Consider the following 19,046-nt stretch of genomic DNA (forward strand, 5'->3'; position numbering starts at 1 on the left):
ACGGGCAGCGCGCTGATGCCACGGGTGGACAAATCATCAGTTATCCAGTTGATCCTTGATGATCTTGCCGTCATGGGGATCGACCTGGAATTCGTACTGTTTGCCGTCAGCTTTCATCCCCTCACCTTCCCAATGCCCATCATCGGCCTCGATCTTGGTGATCTGCGTGTAGCCGGCACCTTTGAGGGTGGCTTCGGCCTGATCCTTGTTCACCTTCCAGTCAGCGCCCGGCTGATCTGCCCATGCGGTAGTGCTTGCCAATGCGCCAGCCATGGCCAGGCCGGTGAACAGTCGAGTCATCGCTTTCATCGCTAACATCCTTTTTCATGAGGTTAAACGCTCTGACTGGCGCGCCAATGCCACCGTTCAGTTTTTTTCGATTGCAGCCGCGCTCAGCGGTCACACGGTGTGGCCACCTGCATCGGTCAACGCCCGTAACCGCTAGCGGGCTCCTCCCCAAAAGCTTTGGTCGTGGTGGTAATCAGCGCCAGTAAGGGCATTCCGTTCGTCAGTACCGACGCACAATTGGCTGCACGCGCAGGACGAAGAAGAAGTGACCAACGCAAAGAGGTGATTGCGCATGAACATCATCAAGCCCCATTCATTGCTGCTCGCCCTGTGCCTCGGTGCCAGCACACCGTTGGTGTTGGCAGCCACCGACATGAACGACCAACGCGCCCCTGGGGCGCAGACACAGGACAACGGCCCGTTGGATGGCACTGGCTCCGGCACGCCTGGGGATGGCATGGGAACCGGGTCTGGCGGTACGGGTACCAATGGCACCGACAATACCGGGGGTGACGGCACCGACAACGGGTCGGGCACGGGCACAGGCGCCGGTAACGGTACGGGTGGCGCCGCAGGGAGCGGCACTGGCCCGGGCGCCGGCAGCGGAGGCTCGGGCGGTTCCGGTTCCGGCGCTGGCGCTGGCGCTGGCGGTAGTGGCGGTGGTTCAGGCGGTTGACCCAACCCATCCAAGTCTGCGTGCGAGCAGCTCAAACTCCGAAAGCTAGCGAGCGCCCTGTGGGTGCGGGCATGCCCGCCCTCATAGAACAACGTATTGAGTTGGCTTCAACTTGTGGGAGCGGGCTTGCCCCGCGAACACCGGCAAAGCCGGTGCCATACACAGCGTTGCCTGCTTCGCGGGACAAGCCCGCTCCCACACCAGCCATTGTTCTCTGCGTGACAGCGCAGCCCACAGGGGATGAGTAGCCTCCCACAGGGACTGTACAAGCTTCGAGACAAGGCACGGGCGGTTTTTGGCCAGTTCGGCTGAACGTTTGCACAGCCGGCCCGGTCGCACCACAGAGATGCAGTCAAGTGCAAGACCGACCGTGAGGACCTCCCATGAGCGCAACAGCCCCCGAGGGTGTCGTAGAACACCCCATCCACCTGACCCTGAATGGTCAGCCTCGATCACTGCAGGTGCAGCCCTGGACCACATTGCTCGACCTGCTGCGTGAGCAGCTAGACCTGATAGGCACCAAAAAGGGCTGCGACCATGGCCAGTGCGGGGCCTGCACCGTGTTGCGCGACGGCAAACGTATCAACGCCTGCCTCACGCTGGCCATCATGTGCGACGGGGCCGAACTGGTGACCATCGAAGGGCTGGCCAGCGACGGTGAACTTCACCCACTGCAGCGCGCCTTCATTCGCCATGATGCGTTCCAATGCGGCTATTGCACACCAGGGCAGATCTGCTCCGCAGTCGGTCTTGTACACGAAGGGCATGCCGACTCCCGTGAGGCCATTCGCGAGCAGATGAGCGGTAACCTCTGCCGCTGTGGTGCCTACGGCAACATTGTCGCCGCAGTAGAGGAAGCCATGCCGTTGATGAAGGACGTGCCCCGGCAGCAAGGCAGGACGACCCCATGACGCCATTCAGTTACCACAAGCCCGCATCAGTCAGCGAAGCCATCAACCTGGCAGATGCCAGCTCGCGCTTCATTGCCGGCGGTACCAACCTCGTCGACCTGATGAAGGAAAACGTGGTCCGCCCCAACCGCCTGATCGACATCTCCGGCCTTGGGCTGAACGGCATTCGGGCCACCTCCGACGGCGGCGTGCTGATCGGTGCGTTGGTGAGCAATGCCGACCTCGCCTGGGACCCGATCATCCAACAGCATTATCCGCTGCTATCCGAAGCCATTCTGGCCGGGGCATCGCCTCAGTTGCGGAACATGGCCAGCACCGGCGGCAACCTGCTGCAACGCACCCGTTGCTACTACTTCTACGACACCGGCACACCCTGCAACAAGCGCGAACCGGGCAGCGGCTGCCCCGCGCGTACGGGCTTGAACCGTATCCATGCGATTCTCGGCGCCAGCGATGCCTGCGTCGCCACCCACCCCTCGGACATGTGCGTGGCGTTGGCGGCGCTCGAAGCGGTAGTACATGTACAGGGGCCTGCCGCTGAACGCCAGATACCCTTCGCGGCCTTCCACCGCCTGCCCGGCGATGCCCCTGAGCGCGACAATCAACTGGCAACTGATGAACTGGTGGTCGCCATCGAGTTGCCGCCCCCTGCATTCGAACAGCATTACCGTTATCTGAAGATCCGCGACCGCGCCTCCTATGCGTTCGCGCTGGTGTCCGTCGCCGCGGCCTTGAACCTTGATGGCGGCGTGATCCAGCAGGCTCGACTGGCGCTGGGTGGCGTTGCCCACAAGCCTTGGCGGGACACGGCTGTAGAAGGGATGCTGACCGGCCAGGCGCCTTCGCAAGCGCTTTTCACCCAGGCCGCGCACACCGTTCTGCAAGGGGCCCAACCCCTGAGCCACAACGGTTTCAAGGTAGCACTCGCGCAGCGTGCAATCGTTCGGGCATTGAGCGAGGCAGTGCTCGGTGCCTCAGCCAGAGGGGCAAGACCATGATCGACACCACACCCATTGTCGGCACGCCCCTGGACCGCGTGGACGGCGTCGCCAAGGTCACCGGGCAGGCGCGCTACGCAGGTGAATACCCTCAAGCCGGGCTGCTACACGGCAGCGTCGTGTGCAGTACTATCGCCCGTGGTCGAGTGCTCGCCATCGACAGTACACAGGCAATGCGCGTGCCCGGGGTCATCGCTGTGCTCGACCATGGCCATCGGCCGCACATTTCCAGTTATGACGACGATTACAGTGACGCCGACTCGGCCGAGGGGTCGCCGTTTCGCCCCTTGTTCAACGACCGCGTGCTTTATAGCGGCCAACCGTTGGCCCTGGTGGTCGCCCAAACCCTCGAACTGGCGCGGTACGCAGGTTCGCTGATCAGAATCGACTATGCCGAGGAGGCCCACCAGACAGACCTGGGTGCTACCCGGCAGTCGCATGAGGCCCCCGCCGAAACACCCGCACCACGTGGCGATTTTGCCGGGCAGTTTGCCGCCGCGCCGGTGCAGGTAGATGCCACCTACCTGACGGCCAACGAGCATCACAACCCGATGGAGCCGCATGCTTCCACCGTGCACTACAAAGCCGACGGCAGCCTCGAAATCCACGACAAGACCCAAGGCACGCAAAATTGCCAGGACTACCTGCACAAAGTGTTTGGCCTGCCCAAGGCCAACATACGCGTGCACGCGGCGTTCGTGGGTGGCGCCTTCGGCTCGGGCTTGCGCCCGCAGTACCAGTTACCGCTGGCCGTGATGGCGGCGCTGCATTTACAACGTTCGGTGCGCGTCACACTGACCCGCCAGCAGATGTTCACCTTCGGCTACCGGCCCCGTACCGAGCAGCGCCTGCGCCTGGGTGCGGACGCAGGCGGGCGGTTGCTGGCGATCGCCCACGATGCGCTGGGCCAGACATCACGCTTCGAGGACTTTACCGAACACCTGGTCGAATGGAGCGGCATGCTCTACCAGTGTGACAACGTTGCACTCAGCTATCACTTGGCGCCGCTCGATGTCTTTACCCCACTGGACATGCGCGCCCCCGGGGCCGCGTCAGGCATGATCGCCCTCGAATGCGCCATGGATGAGCTCGCCTGTGCAGCGCAGATCGACCCGATCGACCTGCGCCGGCGCAACTTCGCCGCTAACAATGGCAACGAGGGCAAGCCCTACTCCAGCAAGGAGCTGCTGGCGTGCTACCAGCAAGGTGCCGAGCGTTTCGGCTGGCATAACCGCGACCCGCAACCGCGCAGCATGCGCAATGGCCACCAGCTGATCGGCTGGGGAATGGCTGGGGGCGTCTGGGAGGCCCTGCAAATGAAGGCCAGCGCCAAGGCGCACATCGATGCCCAAGGGCGCCTGACCGTCAGCAGCGCCACCACTGATATCGGTACCGGCACGTACACCGTCATGACCCAGATAGCAGCGGATGCGGTGGGCGCCAGGGTTCAGGATGTCACCTTCCTGCTGGGGGACTCCTCCCTGCCGACAGCACCGCTACAGGGTGGCTCTTTCACCGTGTCGTCGGTGGGCTCGGCCGTGCGCCAGGCCTGCCTGGTGCTGCGCAGCAAGCTGCTGGAACATGCGCGCAAGTCGTACCCTGAAGTGGCCAGCACCCCGACAGAGCAGATTGTCTTCGCCGATGGCTACCTGCATGCGGGCAACCATCGCCTGGCCCTGGCCGAGATCGCCGCCAGCACCCCGGGGCGAAATGTTGAAGCGCAGATAGAAGCCGAGCCAGGTGCCAAACGCCAACCCTTCTCCACCGCCACACATTCGGCGGTTTTTGTGGAGGTGCATGTTGACGAAGACCTTGGCACGATCAAGGTCACCCGTGTGGTCAGCGCCGTGGCAGCAGGACGGGTAGTCAACCCGAAAACCGCGCGTAGCCAGATTCTGGGGGGCGTGGTGTGGGGCGTGGGCATGGCCCTGCACGAAGAAGCATTGACCGATCACCAGTTGGGCCGCATCGTCAACCACAACCTGGCGGAGTATCACATTCCGGTGAACGCCGACAGCGGCGATATCGAGGTGATTTTCGTTGAAGAGAACGATGACATCGTCAACGAGCTGGGCTCCAAGGGGGTGGGCGAGATCGGCGTGGTCGGGGTGGCAGCAGCAGTGGCGAACGCTGTCTACCATGCCACTGGCAAGCGTGTGAGAGCGTTTCCGATCACCCTCGACAAGGTGCTGTAAACGGGCAGCTCAGCGCCTTTGCAAGCAGGCCTCGGTAACCAGCGCGTCGCCCGGGGCCGCTGCGATTGCGGTGTTTCATTTTCCCCGGCAGGGGGCTCATTTGCAGCGTTACGCGGCGCGCTTGAACGCGGTAGAAATCAACTCCTCGTTTTACCGTGCTCATCGATCGCAAACTCATGCCCGGTGGGCCGCGTCGGTGCCTGAGCACTTTCGTTTTTCCGTCAAGTTACCCAACGCCATCACCCATGAGCACCGCTTGCAAGGCTGTGCGGGCCTGCTCGAGCCGTTTCTCGATGAGTGCGGGCATCGATTGCTCCTCACTCTCTTGGTCGAGGCTCGGGTATCGCGACAGGTTCACGCGCAGCACACCGGCGGTCACCTTGTCATTCAGCACGCCACTGAAGCCCTCGACCTGAACTTTACAGCGCCCCACGCATTCCCCTGCTTACTCGATGCCTTTGTCCACAACGAAGGTTGAACGCTAGCTGACACACTTCGAAAGGGGTTCTGCACCATGATTGATCAAGCGACAGGCATGAAACCAGGCGAACGCTACTGCGTGGAGAACATCGAACGCGCCCATCAATTTCCCGGTTTCTTTCAGGACGGCAAATATTACCTGGGCCCGGAACTGCTGACTGCAGTCGGCTGGCTCGAAGGCACCAGATTCATCTATGACAGCCTGGATGCGGAGGGCGAGCCCGTGTATTCAGACAGGGTAGCGGGCACTGTCGAGGGCTTGAAACTGGTGCTGGTCGACGGCACCGCCCTTGAGCTCTCGATGATAGAAGCCAGCGCCACCCTTGCGCCTGCGCCAGAGGACTTCACGCCACCCCAGGCTGCCGAGCCTGCCCCGCCGGCCGCCGCTGTATCAACACAAGGCCCGTTGCGCGGCAAGGTCGTGGTCATCACTGGCGCTTCAAGTGGCATAGGCAGGGCCGCTGCGCATGCCTTTGCCTGCAAAGGCGCTCGGCTGGTGCTTGCTGCGCGAGATGAGGAAGCGTTGTTCGATGTGCTGGACGAGTGCACTGATTGCGGTACGGACGCCGTAGCAATCGCTACCGATGTCAGCCGCAGCGATCAGGTGCAGGCGCTGGCCGCGCAGGCTGCCGAATTTGGCCATGGGCGAATCGATATCTGGGTCAATAACGCTGGCGTCGGCGCGGTCGGCAATTTTGAGGACACGCCACTGGAGGCGCACGAGCAAGTCATCCAAACCGACCTGATCGGTTACCTTCGTGGCGCCTACGTCGCCCTTCCCTATTTCAAGGCGCAGCGCAGCGGCATCCTGATCAACACGTTGTCACTCGGAAGCTGGATCGCGCAACCCTATGCAGCGGCCTATTCGGCGAGCAAATTCGGCCTGCGTGGCCTGACCGACGCCCTGCGCGGAGAACTGACGGCGTTCCCCGACATTCATGTCTGCGATATCTATCCTGCGGTCATGGACACCCCTGGTTTCAGGGATGGTGGCAACTACACTGGCCACACGCTGACGCCCCCCGGGCCAGTCTATGACCCGGAGTGGGTGGCCAAGGCCATGGTGGCTTGCGCCATCTCCCCGCGCGCGCGCACCACGGTCGGGGCAACCGCTCGCCTTGCACACTTGGCCAGCTACCTCGTGCCGGGGCTACCGCTGCTTTCAGGATGGCTGACCCGTTGGGGCTTGAGCCGTAGCCCAAGCGCCGCAACATCACCGGGGAACCTGTTTGCTCCCCCGAGTGACCGGCGCAGTGTGGACGGTGGCTGGAGAGGCCGAAAAGACAAGACACTGGTGTTGGTGAGCGCCGCCGTGCTCGGCGCCATTGCCGGGTTTGCGATCACTCACTTGCAGCGCCAGCGCCGCCGAAGCGTTGACCGCTGAGCATCGAAGACAAAGGGCTTGAAGCGCCCTCATGACGTCCGCTGCTTCCACGCTTCGTATCGGGCAAGCAGCGGCTGAACGCTCAACCCATGCAGCAGTATGCTCAACGCCACCACTGACAACACCAGGTTGGTGCTCTGGGCCGCATAACCAGGAGGCAGCCCGTGGTTAAGGGCGTAGAAGAGGTAGTAAAAACTCCCGATACCCCGGATGCCAAACCATCCAAGCAGCCCACGTTCTCGAATACCCAGCATCCCCCGAATCGGAAACAGCAAAATGCTCAAGGGACGAATCACCAGAAACAGTGCTCCGCCGACCAGCAATGCCCGCCAGTCCCAATGCTCCATCAACACCACCCCGAGCAAGGTCACGAGAAAAACCTCCATTGCCCGCTCGATCAAGCTGCCGAAGGCCAGCATGTCCCCGAGCATGATCCCTGCTGCAACCTGGGAATCGTCCAGCCCGCGAACATCACCTTTGACGGCCTGTTCCGGCGCCACATGCTGGTGGCCCACTACCGGCTGCACCAGATGTTCGGCAGCCGGCTGCCCAGGGCTGCTGGAGGTACTGGCCTCCGCCTGGCGCAAGCCCAGCCCAGCGGCGAATACCGCGAGAAACCCATAGGCCTGGATCGTTTCGGCAAACACATAGGCCAGCGCGATCAGTGCCAAGGCCAGGTAATCGTTGGGCGATACAGTGCTGTCGTCGTTGCGCAGGCGCAGGAACAGAGTGAGTTTGCCCAGCCCGCGCCCCATCCAGTAGCCAAGCAGCAGACCCGCACTCACTGCCCAGAGCATGTCCTTGATCAACCAGTCGCCGAGCCAGGCATGCCCGCTGTTCTGTTGCAACAACAGCCCAAGGATGACGAAGGGAAAGGCCACTCCGTCGTTCAGGCCAGCCTCACCGGACAAGCTGAAGCGCACAGGATCATCGTCCTGGGCATCAGCCACCTGCACCAGTGTTGCAAGCACGGGATCTGTGGGTGCAAGAATTGCCCCGATCAGTACTGCAATACCCCATTCAAGGTCCAGGCCGTAGTGCAATAGCAGCGTGACGCCACCGATGCAGAGCATCATCACAGGCCCCGCCAGGTAAAACGCGCTCCCCCATCGGCGGTCGTGCAAGGGCAAGCGCAGTTTCAAGCCGCTGAAGAACAGCGAAAACAACACCGCCACCTCGGTCAGGTGCTCCATCCATCCCTTGGAACCGCTGACATCCAGGTGGAGAAGACCCAACCCGGACGCTCCCAGGCCGATGCCCAAGACCAGACAAACCACCGAGGAAGTCACCGGAATCCAGCGTAAATAGGAGGAAGAGAGCGCCAGCAGCAGCAAGACTGCGCCCAGCATGGCGAACCAGACGATGAAGGTCATCTGCGCAGCAGCCTTGGTAAAGTGCTCGATGATGGTTTGACGTTCAATGGCGACGGGTCGTTCAGCTGCGATAACCGATTCCCTGTAAACAACCTGTGGAAGCGGGCTTGCACCCGAAGCAGGCTGCGCGGTGGTTGGCACGGGCTACGCCCGTGTTCGCGGGGCAAGCCCGCTCCCACAGTGACCGCACGGCCTTCAAATCATGCGCCGTACCTGTGGGAGCGGGCTTGCCCCGCGAACCCCGGCGCAGCCGGGGCCATATTGACCGGCCTTATGCAGGCAGTTGCTGCAAAGTGCACCTCATGTCGCATGACCCAGTGCCCGGCGTATCTTGACGAGCAGCTCGCTGATCTGGAACGGCTTGATCAGCAGGTCCATCCCGCTGCCCAGGAACGCCTGGCGGTCCAGAGCGGTTTCCGCGTAGCCCGTCATGAACAGTACCGGCAGCCCTGGCCGGTAGATCCGCGCCATATCGGCCAGCTCGCGGCCGCTTATGCCTGGCAGGCCAACGTCGGTCAGCAACAACTGAATGCCGCTATCTCCACGCAGATGATCGAGTGCCTGCTCGATGGTTTGGGCCAGGATGCAACGATATCCTGCATCGGTCAGTACTTCTGCCACTGACAGGCGCACCGACGCCATGTCCTCGACCACCAGCACATATTCACCGGCACCTTGCTGGTCGACTTGCGGCCTGTGCGCCTCGCAAGCCTCCTGCTCGTCGCTGGCAGGCAACATCAGGGTGACTTCGGTGCCCACCCCCGGCGCGCTGTGGATCGACACGTGCCCGCCCGACTGGCGGGCAAAACCGTAGATGGTCGATAGCCCAAGACCGGTACCTTGTCCTACCGGCTTGGTAGTAAAAAATGGATCGAAGACCTTTTCCAGCAGCTCCGGCGCGATACCACAGCCATCATCGCGCACCGTCACCGCCACATAAGGGCCATCGCGCAGGTTGGGGTCGCCGAGTGAGAAGGTCGCCGCCGTATTCACCCAGATATGCCCACCCTTGGCCAAGGCGTCGCGGGCGTTGATCACCAGGTTGAGTACCGCGCTCTCCAGCTGGATCGGGTCGACCAGCGCGGTGGTGGGCTCGCGTGACAGCTGCAGTTGCAGCACGATTCGCTCACCAATGGTGCGATTGATCAGTTCCTCCAGTGAACGAACCCGCTCGTTGATGTCCACTGGCCGCGTGTCCAGAGGTTGCTGCCGTGCGAAGGCGAGCAGACGGTGAGTCAGCGAGGCGGCGCTCATGGCAGAGGTCAAGGCCGCGTCGGCGTAGGCAGGGACCTTTTCGGTCCGGTTCTCTGCTACCCGTTTGCGGATCAGCTCCAGGCTGGTGATGATGCCGGTCAACAGGTTGTTGAAGTCATGGGCAATACCGCCTGTCAGGCTGCCCAGCGCATCCATCTTCTGCAGCTGCAACAGTTGCGCCTCGGTCTGCTCACGCTGGGCCGTCTCCCGCGCCAACTGGGTGTTGGCATCCTCCAGCCGCGCCAGATGCGAGCGCTCGCGGTGGCGATGCTCGGTGACGTCCTCGACAAACACCAGGCACAATCCCGGCTTCCGGTAGGGCGATAGCTGCCATTCGGTATCCCGGGGCATGCCGCCCACGTGCATGGCTAACGTGCCACGCCAGCGCTGCCCCGCAAGCAGGTGCTGACGCAAATCGGCGATGGCGGTCTGCTGGTCATCGGCGAAGCATTCCTGCAACGCATCGGGGTTGCGATTATCCTGGATCAACTGCTCGAAGGCATGGTTGCATTCATGCACCTTCAGCCCTGCATCAACCACGGCGATCGGGGCTGACACATTGGTGAAGATTTCCCGAAAACTGGCCTCGCTTTCCCGCAAGGCCCGTTCGGTGTCCCTCACCCGTAGCAGGGTGCCGAGGGTGGCCACCAGCACATCAGCGTCCACAGGGTGGACCAGATAAGCGTCCGCGCCTGCATCGAGCCCGGTAATGATGTCACCCCTCTGGATCGACGCTGCCGATACATGGATCACCGGCAGCAAGGCCGTTTCCGGCCTGGCACGCAGCAGCCGGACGATGTCGAAGCCGCTCATGTCCGGCAGGTTGACATCCAGGATCAGCGCATCGAACTGCCCGCTGCCGATCAACGCCAGCCCCTCGCCACCGGTGCCTGCCTCCGTCACCGTGTACCCATGCAGTGCCAGGCGGCGGCGCAGCGCATAGCGTGTGGTAACGTTGTCGTCGACGATCAGCAGGCGGATGTCAGCGTTCATCAGCGCTCTCCGGGGCCAGCGCCATCGGCAGGATGACAAAAAAACACGACCCGCTGCCAGGCGTGCTTTCCACCCCTACCTTGCCGCCCAGCAGCGCGGCAAAACGCTTGCACAGCGACAGCCCCAGCCCAGTGCCGCGCAAGCGCTTCTGCAGCGGCGAATCGACCTGGGCAAAGTCTTCGAACAAGCTGCCGAGCAGCTCAGGGGCGATACCGATACCTGTATCGCTCACGGCAAAACGGACCTGGTCAGTACCCAGAAGTTGCGCCGACACGCGTACTTCGCCGCGGGTGGTGAACTTCAAGGCGTTGGAGATGAAGTTGCGAAGGATCTGCGCCAGCTTCTTGTCATCCGTGTACATCTTCGGCAGGCCCTGGGGCTCTTCGAAGATCAAATCCACCGCGCCGGTGTCGACGATCGGGCGGAACATGCCGCGCAAGGCCGCGAACAGGTCGAGCATATCGAACCAGGCCGGCGATATGGTGATGCGGCCGGCCTCGATCTTGGCAAGGTCCAGCAGGTCGTCGACCATGTCGCCCAGCTCACGCGTTGCGGTATTGATAAACGCCACCTGCAACTGCTGCTCCTTGCTCAACGGCCCGTCCACCTCGTCGGCGAGCAGGCTGGTGATGCTCAGGATCGAACCCAGCGGCGTGCGGAACTCGTGGCTCATGTAGGACAGAAAGCGGCTTTTCAGGTCCGACGCCTGGCGCAGCTGCTCAGCCTGGCTGTCCAGCTCGGCATACAGTGCCAGCACCCCTTGGTTGGTGTCCTCCAGTTCAGCGCACAACGCCTGGTTTTCGGCCTGCAAGCGGGCGATCAGGTCGGCCTGCTCGACGCTGTTGTTCGATGAGGGTTCAGCCATGCACAGTCTCCAGGTCGATGACCAACACCGTCACATCATCCCGCCCACGGCAGAAATCGCGATGCAATATGGCAGCGATGACCGCCGGGTGGCGGTGAACAAGCCCGGGGTAGGTTTGCAGATTCCAACGGGACTGCAGGCCGTCACTGAACATGATCAACAGATTTCCTTTCACGTGAGCGTAGTCGAACACCTGGCCCTTGCGGTATTGCCCGCCGACGATGCCCGGGTGTGAGGCAAGGCCGCGAGGCCGGTCTGTACCGACCAGGGTTGCGCCGATATTGCCAATACCGATAAACGACAGACGGTCACCCGCGCCGTCGTACTGGGCAATGGCAGCCGCACCGCCACGGGTTCCGGCCATGGCATGGTGCATTTCGCCAAGCACGTGCTCCGGCGCGCTGAATGGCGCCAAAGCAAAAGCCTGGATACCCGCCTTGGCCGCACGCTCGGCCTCTTCGCCATGGCCGAGGCCATCGATCATCACGGCGCTGAAACGCTGCTCGGCAAGCGTCACGTGCCAACTGTCTCCGCAGGCGGGGTCATCGTGCAGCGAATGCTGGGACACGCCGATGCGTATATCCCCGGCCGTATGCTCTTGCCGGTAAATACGCGCGAGTACCACAGCGCCTTTCGCGTCGGCGTGCACGTCAAACACTTGTGCCAGCCGGCTGACCGCCCCTAGCCCGATGCCCTGGGTACCGCCGGTGGAATAACCATCAGCCAGGCAACTGGCCAGGTCGAACCCCTGGGCACGGTCCACCGCCACCAGCTCCATACCCGGGTGGGCGCCATGCGCAAGCACGCGAAGGTGCAATTCGCCACGCTCGGCGTGCTTGAGCACATTGCTGGCAAGCTCGGTGGCAACAATAGCTGCCCGGCCAGCGTCGGCGGCAGAGAAACCCAGCTGCTCGGCCAGTTTCTGGACCACACGCCGGGCATGGCCGACCTGGCTGGCCTCATCAATGTGCAGCACCTGCGTCAAACTCGCTGCCAGGTTCAGGCCCATCGGGTGATCGTTACCCGGGTGCCTTGCCCGGGAGTGGTGTCCAGATCAAATTCGTCTACCAGCCGGCGAGCGCCGGTCAAGCCCAGGCCAAGCCCGCCACCCGACGTCCAGCCATCGGTGAGGGCCAGTTTGACATCGGCGATGCCCGGCCCCTCGTCACGAAACAACAGGCGCAGGCCTACGCGCCCGGCTTCTTCGATGACCGCCCAGTCCATATCCCCGCCCCCCCCGTATACCACGGTGTTGCGTGCCAGCTCACTGACAGCCGTGACCAGTTTGGTCAGGTCGACCAGCCGCATGCCGCAGTCGGTGGCGAGCTTGCGGGTCAGTTGCCGGGCCAGTACCACGTCCTGCTCCACGCGCACCGGCTGGCTGCCACTCTGGCGGATGCTCATGAGTGGCCTACCCGCTGCCGCAACAGATGCATGCCGCGGTCGACATTCAATGCCGTGCTTACCCCGGGCAAGGTCAGGCCAAGCTCCACGAGGGTGATGGCCACCGCAGGTTGCATGCCGACCAGCACGGTCTCGGCATCCATTATCCGCGAAAGGCCAGAAATACTGGCGATCATGCGGCCAATGAACGAATCGACCATATCCAGCGCGGAAATATCGATCAGCACGCCGCGGGCCGAAGTATGGTCTAAACGCTCAGTAAGATCGTCCTGCAGGCGCAGCGCCAGTTGGTCGTGCATGTCGACCTGGATGGTTACCAGCAGGAATTCACCCATTTGCAGAATGGGAATACGCTCCATCGCCTCACACCTTCTCGCCAGTACTGGTACCCAGACGCGAAAGCGCCAGCTTCAAGGCGTCAGCAAGGTTGGACTTGGTAGTCAGCGTGCCCAGATCGAGGCCCAGGTGCACGATAGTCTGGGCGATCTGCGGACGAATACCGCTGATGATGCAATCGGCGCCCATCAGGCGGATAGCCGTTACCGTCTTGAGCAGGTGTTGCGCGACCAAGGTGTCGACTGTAGGCACCCCGGTAATGTCGATGATGGCAATCTCGGAGCCGGTATCAACAATGCGTTGCAGCAGCGACTCCATCACTGTCTGGCTGCGTTGCGAATCCAGTGTGCCGATCAACGGCAGTGCCAGTACACCCTCCCAGAGTTTGACCACCGGGGTGGAAAGCTCGAGCAACTCTTCCTGCTGGCGCTTGATGACGCCTTCGCGGTTTTTCTGATAGGTGCGGATGGTGTGCAGGCCAAATGCATCGAACAGCTGGGAGATTTCCCACAGTTGTTCGGCCAACAGCGCAGGGTGCTCTGCGTAATGGGCTTGCAACAGTCTGAATAGCGGCCCCTTGAGGGCGAAAATGAAATAGGCCGTTTGGTGCGACTCCTGCCCCACCTGGGCACGGCTGGCAGAGAGTTTTTCGAGGAAACGTCGGGCCTCCTCCCAACCTTCTGCGCCAATGTGCGTACCCGCCTCTTTGCGCAGCCCGTCGATCACCAACTGCAGGAAGTCACGGGTTTCCTGGCGCAAGTCATGTTCACGAATGTTGCGCGTCGCGCCGTTGGCCTCCAGGGCGCTGAGCCACTCCGCCAACAACTGCCCCTGACCACCGACAATTGCTTCCAACGTGCTGTTCTGCAGTGCTGCCATATGCGCTTCGCTCCTGAAAAATGCCTGGCCGGCTGAACGACGTTCGTACCGGCGTTGAAAATGACATCTACCGGTGAAAATAGTTGTGCGGCCGGTCAATAATTTCATTGCGCCATCTTTTGTGACGCTAACTGTAGCCAATTTAGCAGGGGGCGTTGCTACCTCATGCAGCTTGCTCGTCATGGCTGGATGACCCGCCGAGCATCTAGCAGGAACTTTGCTCGCTGTTTGTGGGCCCTTATGGAAGGCCTATCAGTACGAGGAAACATATGATGAGTGCACAACTTAACGGCAAGCGCGTGGCCTTTCTGGTCACCGATGGCTTCGAGCAGGTAGAACTGACCGGCCCGCGTGAGGCGCTGCAAAACAGTGGCGCGGTGGTGGATATCCTGGGCGAAAAGGAAGGCACCGTACGGGGCTGGAACCATGACAAACCCGCCGACGAATTCAACGTGGATGCTACCTTCGACAGCGCGCAGCTTGACCTCTACGACGCCCTGGTGCTGCCCGGCGGCGTGCAGAACTCCGACACGATTCGCCTGATCCCCGGCGCGCAAAAGCTGGTAAAAAGCCATGATGCGGCGGGCAAGCCGCTGGCCGTCATCTGTCACGGCGCGTGGCTGTTGGTGTCGAGCGGGTTGGCCAAAGGCAAGCGAATGACCAGCTACAAGACCTTGCAGGACGATATTCGCAATGCCGGCGGCACGTGGGTGGACGAACAGGTGGTCGTGGATGGCAACCTGATCACCAGCCGCCAGCCGGATGATATTCCTGCCTTCAATGAACAATTGATCAAGGCGCTGGCAGGCTGAGTCTGATCATCGTCAGCCCGTCTCCTGGTCGCACCGGTTGCCGACCAGGAGGCGCTGGTCACGCCAGCTGGATGAAAACCGAATAGCTGCCCAGCAAGATCCAGAACCCGAGAAAAATCCAGGGCGTACGCAAGGAAAACAGCAACGACTTGCGGTGGCCCGCCTGAGAAGTTTCAGCCTCGCAGAACAGCGGCGATTCATCATAAGCCAACCCCATCATTGGCTCGCTGCGCAGCAAGTGGCTTTGCTTCAACTGCCAGTGCTCGATGATGCGGAACGCCGCGCGAATGCCTGGCCAGGCGTTCAGTGTACTGAGCACTCCGAGCAGTGCCAGAAAAGCCGGCACCATCAAGGTGAACATCTCGCCCCAGCCCTGGTTCAGGTTATTCATCGCCGAGACGTACGCGATGACCAGAAACGACTGCGCCGTGAGATAGGCATCAGTGCGGTTGGCCAGGATGCTGGTCTCGTACTGAATTTCGCGTCGATAGAAGTCCAGCCGCTCTTTCGGCGTACCGAACATCCTTGCATTTTGCTGATCGATCTCATGTTCAGGTGTGCTGGGCGTGATGATTCGAGGCACTGGGGTACTCCTTGAATGCGTGAGCCTTGCCCGTGACAGCGCAAGACCGGTCAGCGGTAGAGCTGTCCAGGCAACGAAAATTCATTGGCAATGCATGGGACAACCGCCCGTCGCACAAAGCCAGTATCCACTTCAACACCGGCAGCGCTGCCCCCTCGAACGGTAACGAACGTTTCCGACTGCTGGAGTGCCCACCATGAGCGACTACCCTACCCCTCCCTTCCCATCCCAACCGCAAAGCGTTCCCGGCTCACAACGCAAGATGGAGCCGTATCCGGACTGTGGCGAGCAGACCTACACCGGCAACAACCGGCTCGAAGGCAAGATCGCCCTGATTACCGGAGCCGACAGCGGCATCGGGCGCGCGGTGGCAATCGCCTATGCGCGTGAGGGTGCTGACGTGGCCATTGCCTATCTGAATGAACACGAAGATGCGCAGGAAACGGCGCGCTGGGTCGAGGCCGCTGGCCGCCAATGCTTGCTGCTACCCGGCGACCTGGCACAGAAACAGCACTGCTACGACATTGTCGACAAGACCGTGGCGCAGTTCGGGCGCATCGATATCCTGGTCAACAACGCCGCGTTCCAGATGGCCCACGAGAGCCTGGCCGACATTGACGACGATGAATGGGTGATGACGTTCGACACCAACATCACTGCCATTTTCCGCATTTGCCAGCGCGCTCTGCCCTCCATGCCCAAGGGCGGTTCGATCATCAACACCAGCTCGGTCAACTCCGACGACCCGTCACCCAGCCTGTTGGCCTATGCCGCCACCAAAGGGGCTATTGCCAATTTCACCGCTGGCCTCGCCCAGTTGCTGGGCAAGCAAGGGATTCGAGTGAACAGCGTGGCCCCCGGCCCTATCTGGACACCACTGATCCCGGCCACCATGCCTGATGAAGCGGTGAAGAACTTCGGTTCAGGTTACCCCATGGGGCGGCCGGGGCAACCGGTCGAGGTGGCGCCGATCTACGTCTTGCTGGGCTCGGATGAAGCCAGCTACATCTCGGGCTCGCGCTACGGCGTTACAGGGGGCAAACCTATCCTTTGAACCGCACGACGGCCCCAGTCGCTCAAGAGCACAGGCGATAACGCATCGCGCCTGTGCTACCAGACATCAACATCGTTGAACCCTGCCCGCCGCTGCCACTCAACACCAAGGAAGCCATTATCCATTCGCCCGCAACGAGGTGACACCATGAATGCTATCGATCTGCTGATTCAAGACCACAAACTGGTCAAGAAGCTGTTGGAAGAGCTCTCCTCGACCACTGAACGTGCCGTAAAGAAGCGCGCCGATCTGCTCCACCGCATCGAGCAGGAATTGCAGGTTCACACGGCCCTTGAGGAAGACATCCTCTACCCCGCCATCAAGCAGGCCGGTGGCAAGGAGGAAGCCAAGATGTATTACGAAGCCAAGGAAGAACACCGGACTGTCGATGCCCTGGTGCTCCCTGATCTGCTCCATACGGACACCGGCACCCTTGAATTCGCCGGTCGGGTGAAGGTGATGAAGGAGCTGCTCGAACATCACATCGAGGAAGAGGAAGAGGCGCTTTTCCCCACGGCGAAAAAGCTTCTTGGGAAAGACCAACTGGACGAACTGGGGGCTGCCATGGAAGCCCAGAAAAAACTGCTCAAGGGTGAGCAGCGGGCTGCATGAGGAGAAGGCGCCTCGCCAGATCGGGCGCGACCGGAGAAAGGCTCAGGGTGGCGCTGATGCCACGTCTTGCAGACCGCTCACTGCAGTGTGCACACCGTTGAAACTTTATCGACGCGTGCCAAGTCCAGACACCTATCAATCACGGAACGGGAGCAGGCAATGACCGGCACGGTAGGCGACTTTCTGGTGGAGCGTTTGTATCAATGGGGCGTGCGGCGCATCTTCGGTTACCCCGGCGACGGCATCAACGGCGTGTTCGGCGCGCTGAGCCGGGCCAACGGCAAGATTGAATTCATCCAGGCCCGCCACGAGGAAATGGCCGCCTTCATGGCCAGCGCCCATGCCAAGTTCACCGGCGAGCTCGGTGTTTGCATGGCCACCTCCGGCCCGGGCGCTTCGCACCTGCTTACTGGCCTGTACGATGCGCGTATGGACCATCAGCCGGTGCTGGCCATCGTCGGCCAACAGGCCCGTGCGGCCCTGGGCGGGCATTACCAGCAGGAACTTGACCTGGTGTCCATGTTCAAGGACGTCGCTGGCGCGTTCGTGCAACAGGCTTCGACCCCGGAGCAGGTGCGCCACCTGCTCGACCGCGCGGTGCGTACGGCCGTCGGCGAACGCCGCGTCACCGCCGTGATCCTGCCCAACGACCTGCAGGACCTGCCCTACCACGAACCACCGAGGGCTCACGGTACCGTGCATTCCGGCATCGGCTACAGCAAGCCCCGGGTGTTGCCGTTCGATGAAGACCTGCAGCGCGCCGCCGATGTGCTCAATGCCGGGCGCAAGGTGGCAATCCTGGTGGGCGCTGGCGCCCTGCAGGCGACTGATGAGGTTATTGCGGTGGCCGAAACACTCGGCGCTGGCGTGGCCAAGGCACTGCTGGGCAAGGCTGTTCTACCAGACGACCTGCCGTGGGTTACCGGGTCGATCGGCCTGCTGGGCACCGAACCCAGTTATCAGCTGATGACCGAATGCGACACGTTGCTGATGATCGGCTCCGGCTTCCCCTATTCCGAGTTTTTACCCAAGGAAGGCCAGGCGCGCGGTGTGCAGATCGACCTGCAGCCCGACATGCTCAGCCTGCGCTACCCGATGGAGGTCAACCTGGTCGGCGATGCCAGTGAAACTTTGCGCGCACTGCTGCCACTGCTCGAACACAAGACCGAACGGCGCTGGCGGGACAAGGTCGAGACCTGGCGTGCGCAGTGGGACAAGACCGTGGCCAAACGTGCCCTGGTCAAGGCTGACCCGATCAACCCACAACGCGTGGTCCATGAACTGTCCCCGCGCCTGCCCGAGCACGCCATCATCACCAGCGATTCTGGCTCCTGCGCCAACTGGTTCGCCCGCGACCTGCAGATCCGCCAGGGCATGCAGTGCTCGCTGTCCGGTGGCCTGGCCTGCATGGGCGCGGCCGTGCCCTATGCGATCGCGGCAAAGTTCGCCCACCCGCAGCGCGCGGTGGTTGCCCTGGTAGGTGATGGGGCCATGCAGATGAACAACCTGGCTGAATTGATCACGGTGGCCAAGTACTGGCAGCAGTGGGACAACCCGCAGTGGATCTGCGCAGTGTTCAACAACGAAGACCTCAACCAGGTCACTTGGGAACAACGGGTGATGGAGGGCGACCCCAAGTTCGAGGCTTCGCAATCCATTCCTGACGTTCCCTACCATTTATTCGCCATTTCCATTGGCCTGCAAGGGATCTACGTAGACCGCGAAGAGGACGTCGCCGAAGCGTGGGAGCGCGCACTGGCCGCTGATCGGCCGGTACTGATCGAGTTCAAGACCGACCCCAACGTGCCACCTCTGCCACCTCATATCAAGCTGGAGCAGGCAAAGAAGTTCGCCAGCACCTTGCTCAAGGGTGACCCGAACCAGGCCGGGGTCATTGTGCAGACGGCCAAGCAAGTGCTCAGCTCAGTGCTGCCCGGCAAAAAATGACG

The 19,046-nt window shown here is 61.9% G+C and carries 19 protein-coding genes and 1 pseudogene; 10 read left to right on the forward strand and 10 right to left on the reverse strand.

Features of this window, described 5'->3' with window-relative positions; all coding sequences use genetic code 11:
* Positions 1–36 precede the first annotated feature (36 nt).
* A complete protein-coding gene (locus ACK1VC_RS07645) occupies positions 37–309 on the reverse strand; it encodes a PepSY domain-containing protein (protein WP_016486245.1) in 273 nt (90 codons plus the stop codon).
* Positions 310–580: 271 nt separating this feature from the next.
* Between ACK1VC_RS07645 and ACK1VC_RS07650 the strand changes: the two genes are divergently transcribed.
* From ACK1VC_RS07650 to ACK1VC_RS07670, 5 genes and pseudogenes are all read left to right on the forward strand, one after another.
* On the forward strand, positions 581–964 hold the full coding sequence (locus ACK1VC_RS07650) for a hypothetical protein (protein ID WP_145914323.1): 384 nt from the start codon (positions 581–583) through the stop codon (positions 962–964).
* A gap of 383 nt (positions 965–1,347) precedes the next feature.
* A complete protein-coding gene (locus ACK1VC_RS07655; protein WP_060516717.1) occupies positions 1,348–1,875 on the forward strand; it encodes a (2Fe-2S)-binding protein in 528 nt (175 codons plus the stop codon).
* Positions 1,872–2,873, forward strand: coding sequence for an FAD binding domain-containing protein (locus ACK1VC_RS07660; protein ID WP_145914324.1), 1,002 nt, complete (start codon positions 1,872–1,874; stop codon positions 2,871–2,873). Before ACK1VC_RS07655 ends, ACK1VC_RS07660 begins: the two co-directional genes overlap by 4 nt.
* Positions 2,870–5,068: a xanthine dehydrogenase family protein molybdopterin-binding subunit gene (locus tag ACK1VC_RS07665; RefSeq protein WP_191087536.1), complete on the forward strand. Its 2,199-nt coding sequence runs from the start codon at positions 2,870–2,872 to the stop codon at positions 5,066–5,068. The genes ACK1VC_RS07660 and ACK1VC_RS07665 overlap by 4 nt, the downstream gene beginning before the upstream one ends.
* A gap of 64 nt (positions 5,069–5,132) precedes the next feature.
* A pseudogene (locus tag ACK1VC_RS07670) lies at positions 5,133–5,369 on the forward strand (DUF72 domain-containing protein); the annotation flags it as partial.
* Here ACK1VC_RS07670 and ACK1VC_RS07675 read toward each other — a convergent pair.
* Positions 5,295–5,501: a hypothetical protein gene (locus ACK1VC_RS07675; RefSeq protein ID WP_191087535.1), complete on the reverse strand. Its 207-nt coding sequence runs from the start codon at positions 5,499–5,501 to the stop codon at positions 5,295–5,297. The pseudogene ACK1VC_RS07670 and the gene ACK1VC_RS07675 overlap by 75 nt on opposite strands.
* 81 nt (positions 5,502–5,582) lie before the next feature.
* Here ACK1VC_RS07675 and ACK1VC_RS07680 point away from each other — a divergent pair, with 81 nt between their 5' ends.
* Entirely contained in the window at positions 5,583–6,932 is a 1,350-nt protein-coding gene (locus ACK1VC_RS07680) for an SDR family oxidoreductase (protein WP_191087534.1), read from the forward strand.
* Positions 6,933–6,961: 29 nt separating this feature from the next.
* Here ACK1VC_RS07680 and ACK1VC_RS07685 read toward each other — a convergent pair whose 3' ends face one another.
* From ACK1VC_RS07685 to ACK1VC_RS07715, 7 genes are all read right to left on the reverse strand, one after another.
* Positions 6,962–8,305 (reverse strand): cation:proton antiporter, encoded by a 1,344-nt coding sequence (locus ACK1VC_RS07685; protein ID WP_145914327.1) that lies wholly within the window; start codon positions 8,303–8,305, stop codon positions 6,962–6,964.
* Positions 8,306–8,605: 300 nt separating this feature from the next.
* Positions 8,606–10,552, reverse strand: coding sequence for a response regulator (locus ACK1VC_RS07690; RefSeq protein WP_191087533.1), 1,947 nt, complete (start codon positions 10,550–10,552; stop codon positions 8,606–8,608).
* The gene (locus tag ACK1VC_RS07695) at positions 10,542–11,417 is read right to left on the reverse strand and encodes a sensor histidine kinase (protein WP_016486236.1); all 876 of its coding nucleotides are present in this window, start codon (positions 11,415–11,417) and stop codon (positions 10,542–10,544) included. Before ACK1VC_RS07695 ends, ACK1VC_RS07690 begins: the two co-directional genes overlap by 11 nt.
* Positions 11,410–12,426, reverse strand: coding sequence for an ATP-binding protein (locus ACK1VC_RS07700; protein WP_016486235.1), 1,017 nt, complete (start codon positions 12,424–12,426; stop codon positions 11,410–11,412). The genes ACK1VC_RS07695 and ACK1VC_RS07700 overlap by 8 nt, the downstream gene beginning before the upstream one ends.
* Positions 12,417–12,821 carry an anti-sigma regulatory factor gene (locus ACK1VC_RS07705; RefSeq protein WP_016486234.1) on the reverse strand — a complete coding sequence of 135 codons (405 nt, stop codon included), beginning with the start codon at positions 12,819–12,821 and terminating at the stop codon, positions 12,417–12,419. The genes ACK1VC_RS07700 and ACK1VC_RS07705 overlap by 10 nt, the downstream gene beginning before the upstream one ends.
* Positions 12,818–13,180 (reverse strand): STAS domain-containing protein, encoded by a 363-nt coding sequence (locus tag ACK1VC_RS07710; RefSeq protein WP_016486233.1) that lies wholly within the window; start codon positions 13,178–13,180, stop codon positions 12,818–12,820. Before ACK1VC_RS07710 ends, ACK1VC_RS07705 begins: the two co-directional genes overlap by 4 nt.
* Positions 13,181–13,184: 4 nt before the next feature.
* Positions 13,185–14,036: an STAS domain-containing protein gene (locus tag ACK1VC_RS07715; RefSeq protein ID WP_016486232.1), complete on the reverse strand. Its 852-nt coding sequence runs from the start codon at positions 14,034–14,036 to the stop codon at positions 13,185–13,187.
* A gap of 272 nt (positions 14,037–14,308) precedes the next feature.
* Here ACK1VC_RS07715 and ACK1VC_RS07720 point away from each other — a divergent pair, with 272 nt between their 5' ends.
* Positions 14,309–14,848, forward strand: coding sequence for a type 1 glutamine amidotransferase domain-containing protein (locus tag ACK1VC_RS07720; protein ID WP_024717794.1), 540 nt, complete (start codon positions 14,309–14,311; stop codon positions 14,846–14,848).
* Positions 14,849–14,906: 58 nt separating this feature from the next.
* On the opposite strand, the gene ACK1VC_RS07725 is transcribed toward ACK1VC_RS07720, so the two are convergent.
* Positions 14,907–15,431: a hypothetical protein gene (locus ACK1VC_RS07725; protein ID WP_016486230.1), complete on the reverse strand. Its 525-nt coding sequence runs from the start codon at positions 15,429–15,431 to the stop codon at positions 14,907–14,909.
* 196 nt (positions 15,432–15,627) lie between these two features.
* Here ACK1VC_RS07725 and ACK1VC_RS07730 point away from each other — a divergent pair, with 196 nt between their 5' ends.
* The 3 genes from ACK1VC_RS07730 (at position 15,628) to ACK1VC_RS07740 (ending at position 19,044) form a co-directional block, all read left to right on the forward strand.
* Entirely contained in the window at positions 15,628–16,485 is an 858-nt protein-coding gene (locus ACK1VC_RS07730; protein WP_016486229.1) for a glucose 1-dehydrogenase, read from the forward strand.
* 147 nt (positions 16,486–16,632) lie between these two features.
* A complete protein-coding gene (locus tag ACK1VC_RS07735; protein ID WP_023047032.1) occupies positions 16,633–17,097 on the forward strand; it encodes a hemerythrin domain-containing protein in 465 nt (154 codons plus the stop codon).
* A gap of 159 nt (positions 17,098–17,256) precedes the next feature.
* Positions 17,257–19,044, forward strand: a complete 1,788-nt coding sequence (locus ACK1VC_RS07740; protein ID WP_060516734.1) for a thiamine pyrophosphate-requiring protein — start codon at positions 17,257–17,259, stop codon at positions 19,042–19,044.
* Positions 19,045–19,046: the final 2 nt, after the last annotated feature.

The organism is Pseudomonas sp. XP2, assembly GCF_053557975.1.

Bases quoted from the DNA above. Each gene is read 5' to 3' on its own strand.
- ACK1VC_RS07645 (WP_016486245.1), bottom strand. From the start codon at position 309: ATGAAAGCGATGACTCGACTGTTCACCGGCCTGGCCATGGCTGGCGCA.
- ACK1VC_RS07650 (WP_145914323.1), top strand. From the start codon at position 581: ATGAACATCATCAAGCCCCATTCATTGCTGCTCGCCCTGTGCCTCGGT.
- ACK1VC_RS07655 (WP_060516717.1), top strand. From the start codon at position 1,348: ATGAGCGCAACAGCCCCCGAGGGTGTCGTAGAACACCCCATCCACCTG.
- ACK1VC_RS07660 (WP_145914324.1), top strand. From the start codon at position 1,872: ATGACGCCATTCAGTTACCACAAGCCCGCATCAGTCAGCGAAGCCATC.
- ACK1VC_RS07665 (WP_191087536.1), top strand. From the start codon at position 2,870: ATGATCGACACCACACCCATTGTCGGCACGCCCCTGGACCGCGTGGAC.
- ACK1VC_RS07680 (WP_191087534.1), top strand. From the start codon at position 5,583: ATGATTGATCAAGCGACAGGCATGAAACCAGGCGAACGCTACTGCGTG.
- ACK1VC_RS07685 (WP_145914327.1), bottom strand. From the start codon at position 8,305: ATGACCTTCATCGTCTGGTTCGCCATGCTGGGCGCAGTCTTGCTGCTG.
- ACK1VC_RS07690 (WP_191087533.1), bottom strand. From the start codon at position 10,552: ATGAACGCTGACATCCGCCTGCTGATCGTCGACGACAACGTTACCACA.
- ACK1VC_RS07695 (WP_016486236.1), bottom strand. From the start codon at position 11,417: ATGGCTGAACCCTCATCGAACAACAGCGTCGAGCAGGCCGACCTGATC.
- ACK1VC_RS07700 (WP_016486235.1), bottom strand. From the start codon at position 12,426: ATGGGCCTGAACCTGGCAGCGAGTTTGACGCAGGTGCTGCACATTGAT.
- ACK1VC_RS07705 (WP_016486234.1), bottom strand. From the start codon at position 12,821: ATGAGCATCCGCCAGAGTGGCAGCCAGCCGGTGCGCGTGGAGCAGGAC.
- ACK1VC_RS07710 (WP_016486233.1), bottom strand. From the start codon at position 13,180: ATGGAGCGTATTCCCATTCTGCAAATGGGTGAATTCCTGCTGGTAACC.
- ACK1VC_RS07715 (WP_016486232.1), bottom strand. From the start codon at position 14,036: ATGGCAGCACTGCAGAACAGCACGTTGGAAGCAATTGTCGGTGGTCAG.
- ACK1VC_RS07720 (WP_024717794.1), top strand. From the start codon at position 14,309: ATGAGTGCACAACTTAACGGCAAGCGCGTGGCCTTTCTGGTCACCGAT.
- ACK1VC_RS07730 (WP_016486229.1), top strand. From the start codon at position 15,628: ATGAGCGACTACCCTACCCCTCCCTTCCCATCCCAACCGCAAAGCGTT.
- ACK1VC_RS07735 (WP_023047032.1), top strand. From the start codon at position 16,633: ATGAATGCTATCGATCTGCTGATTCAAGACCACAAACTGGTCAAGAAG.
- ACK1VC_RS07740 (WP_060516734.1), top strand. From the start codon at position 17,257: ATGACCGGCACGGTAGGCGACTTTCTGGTGGAGCGTTTGTATCAATGG.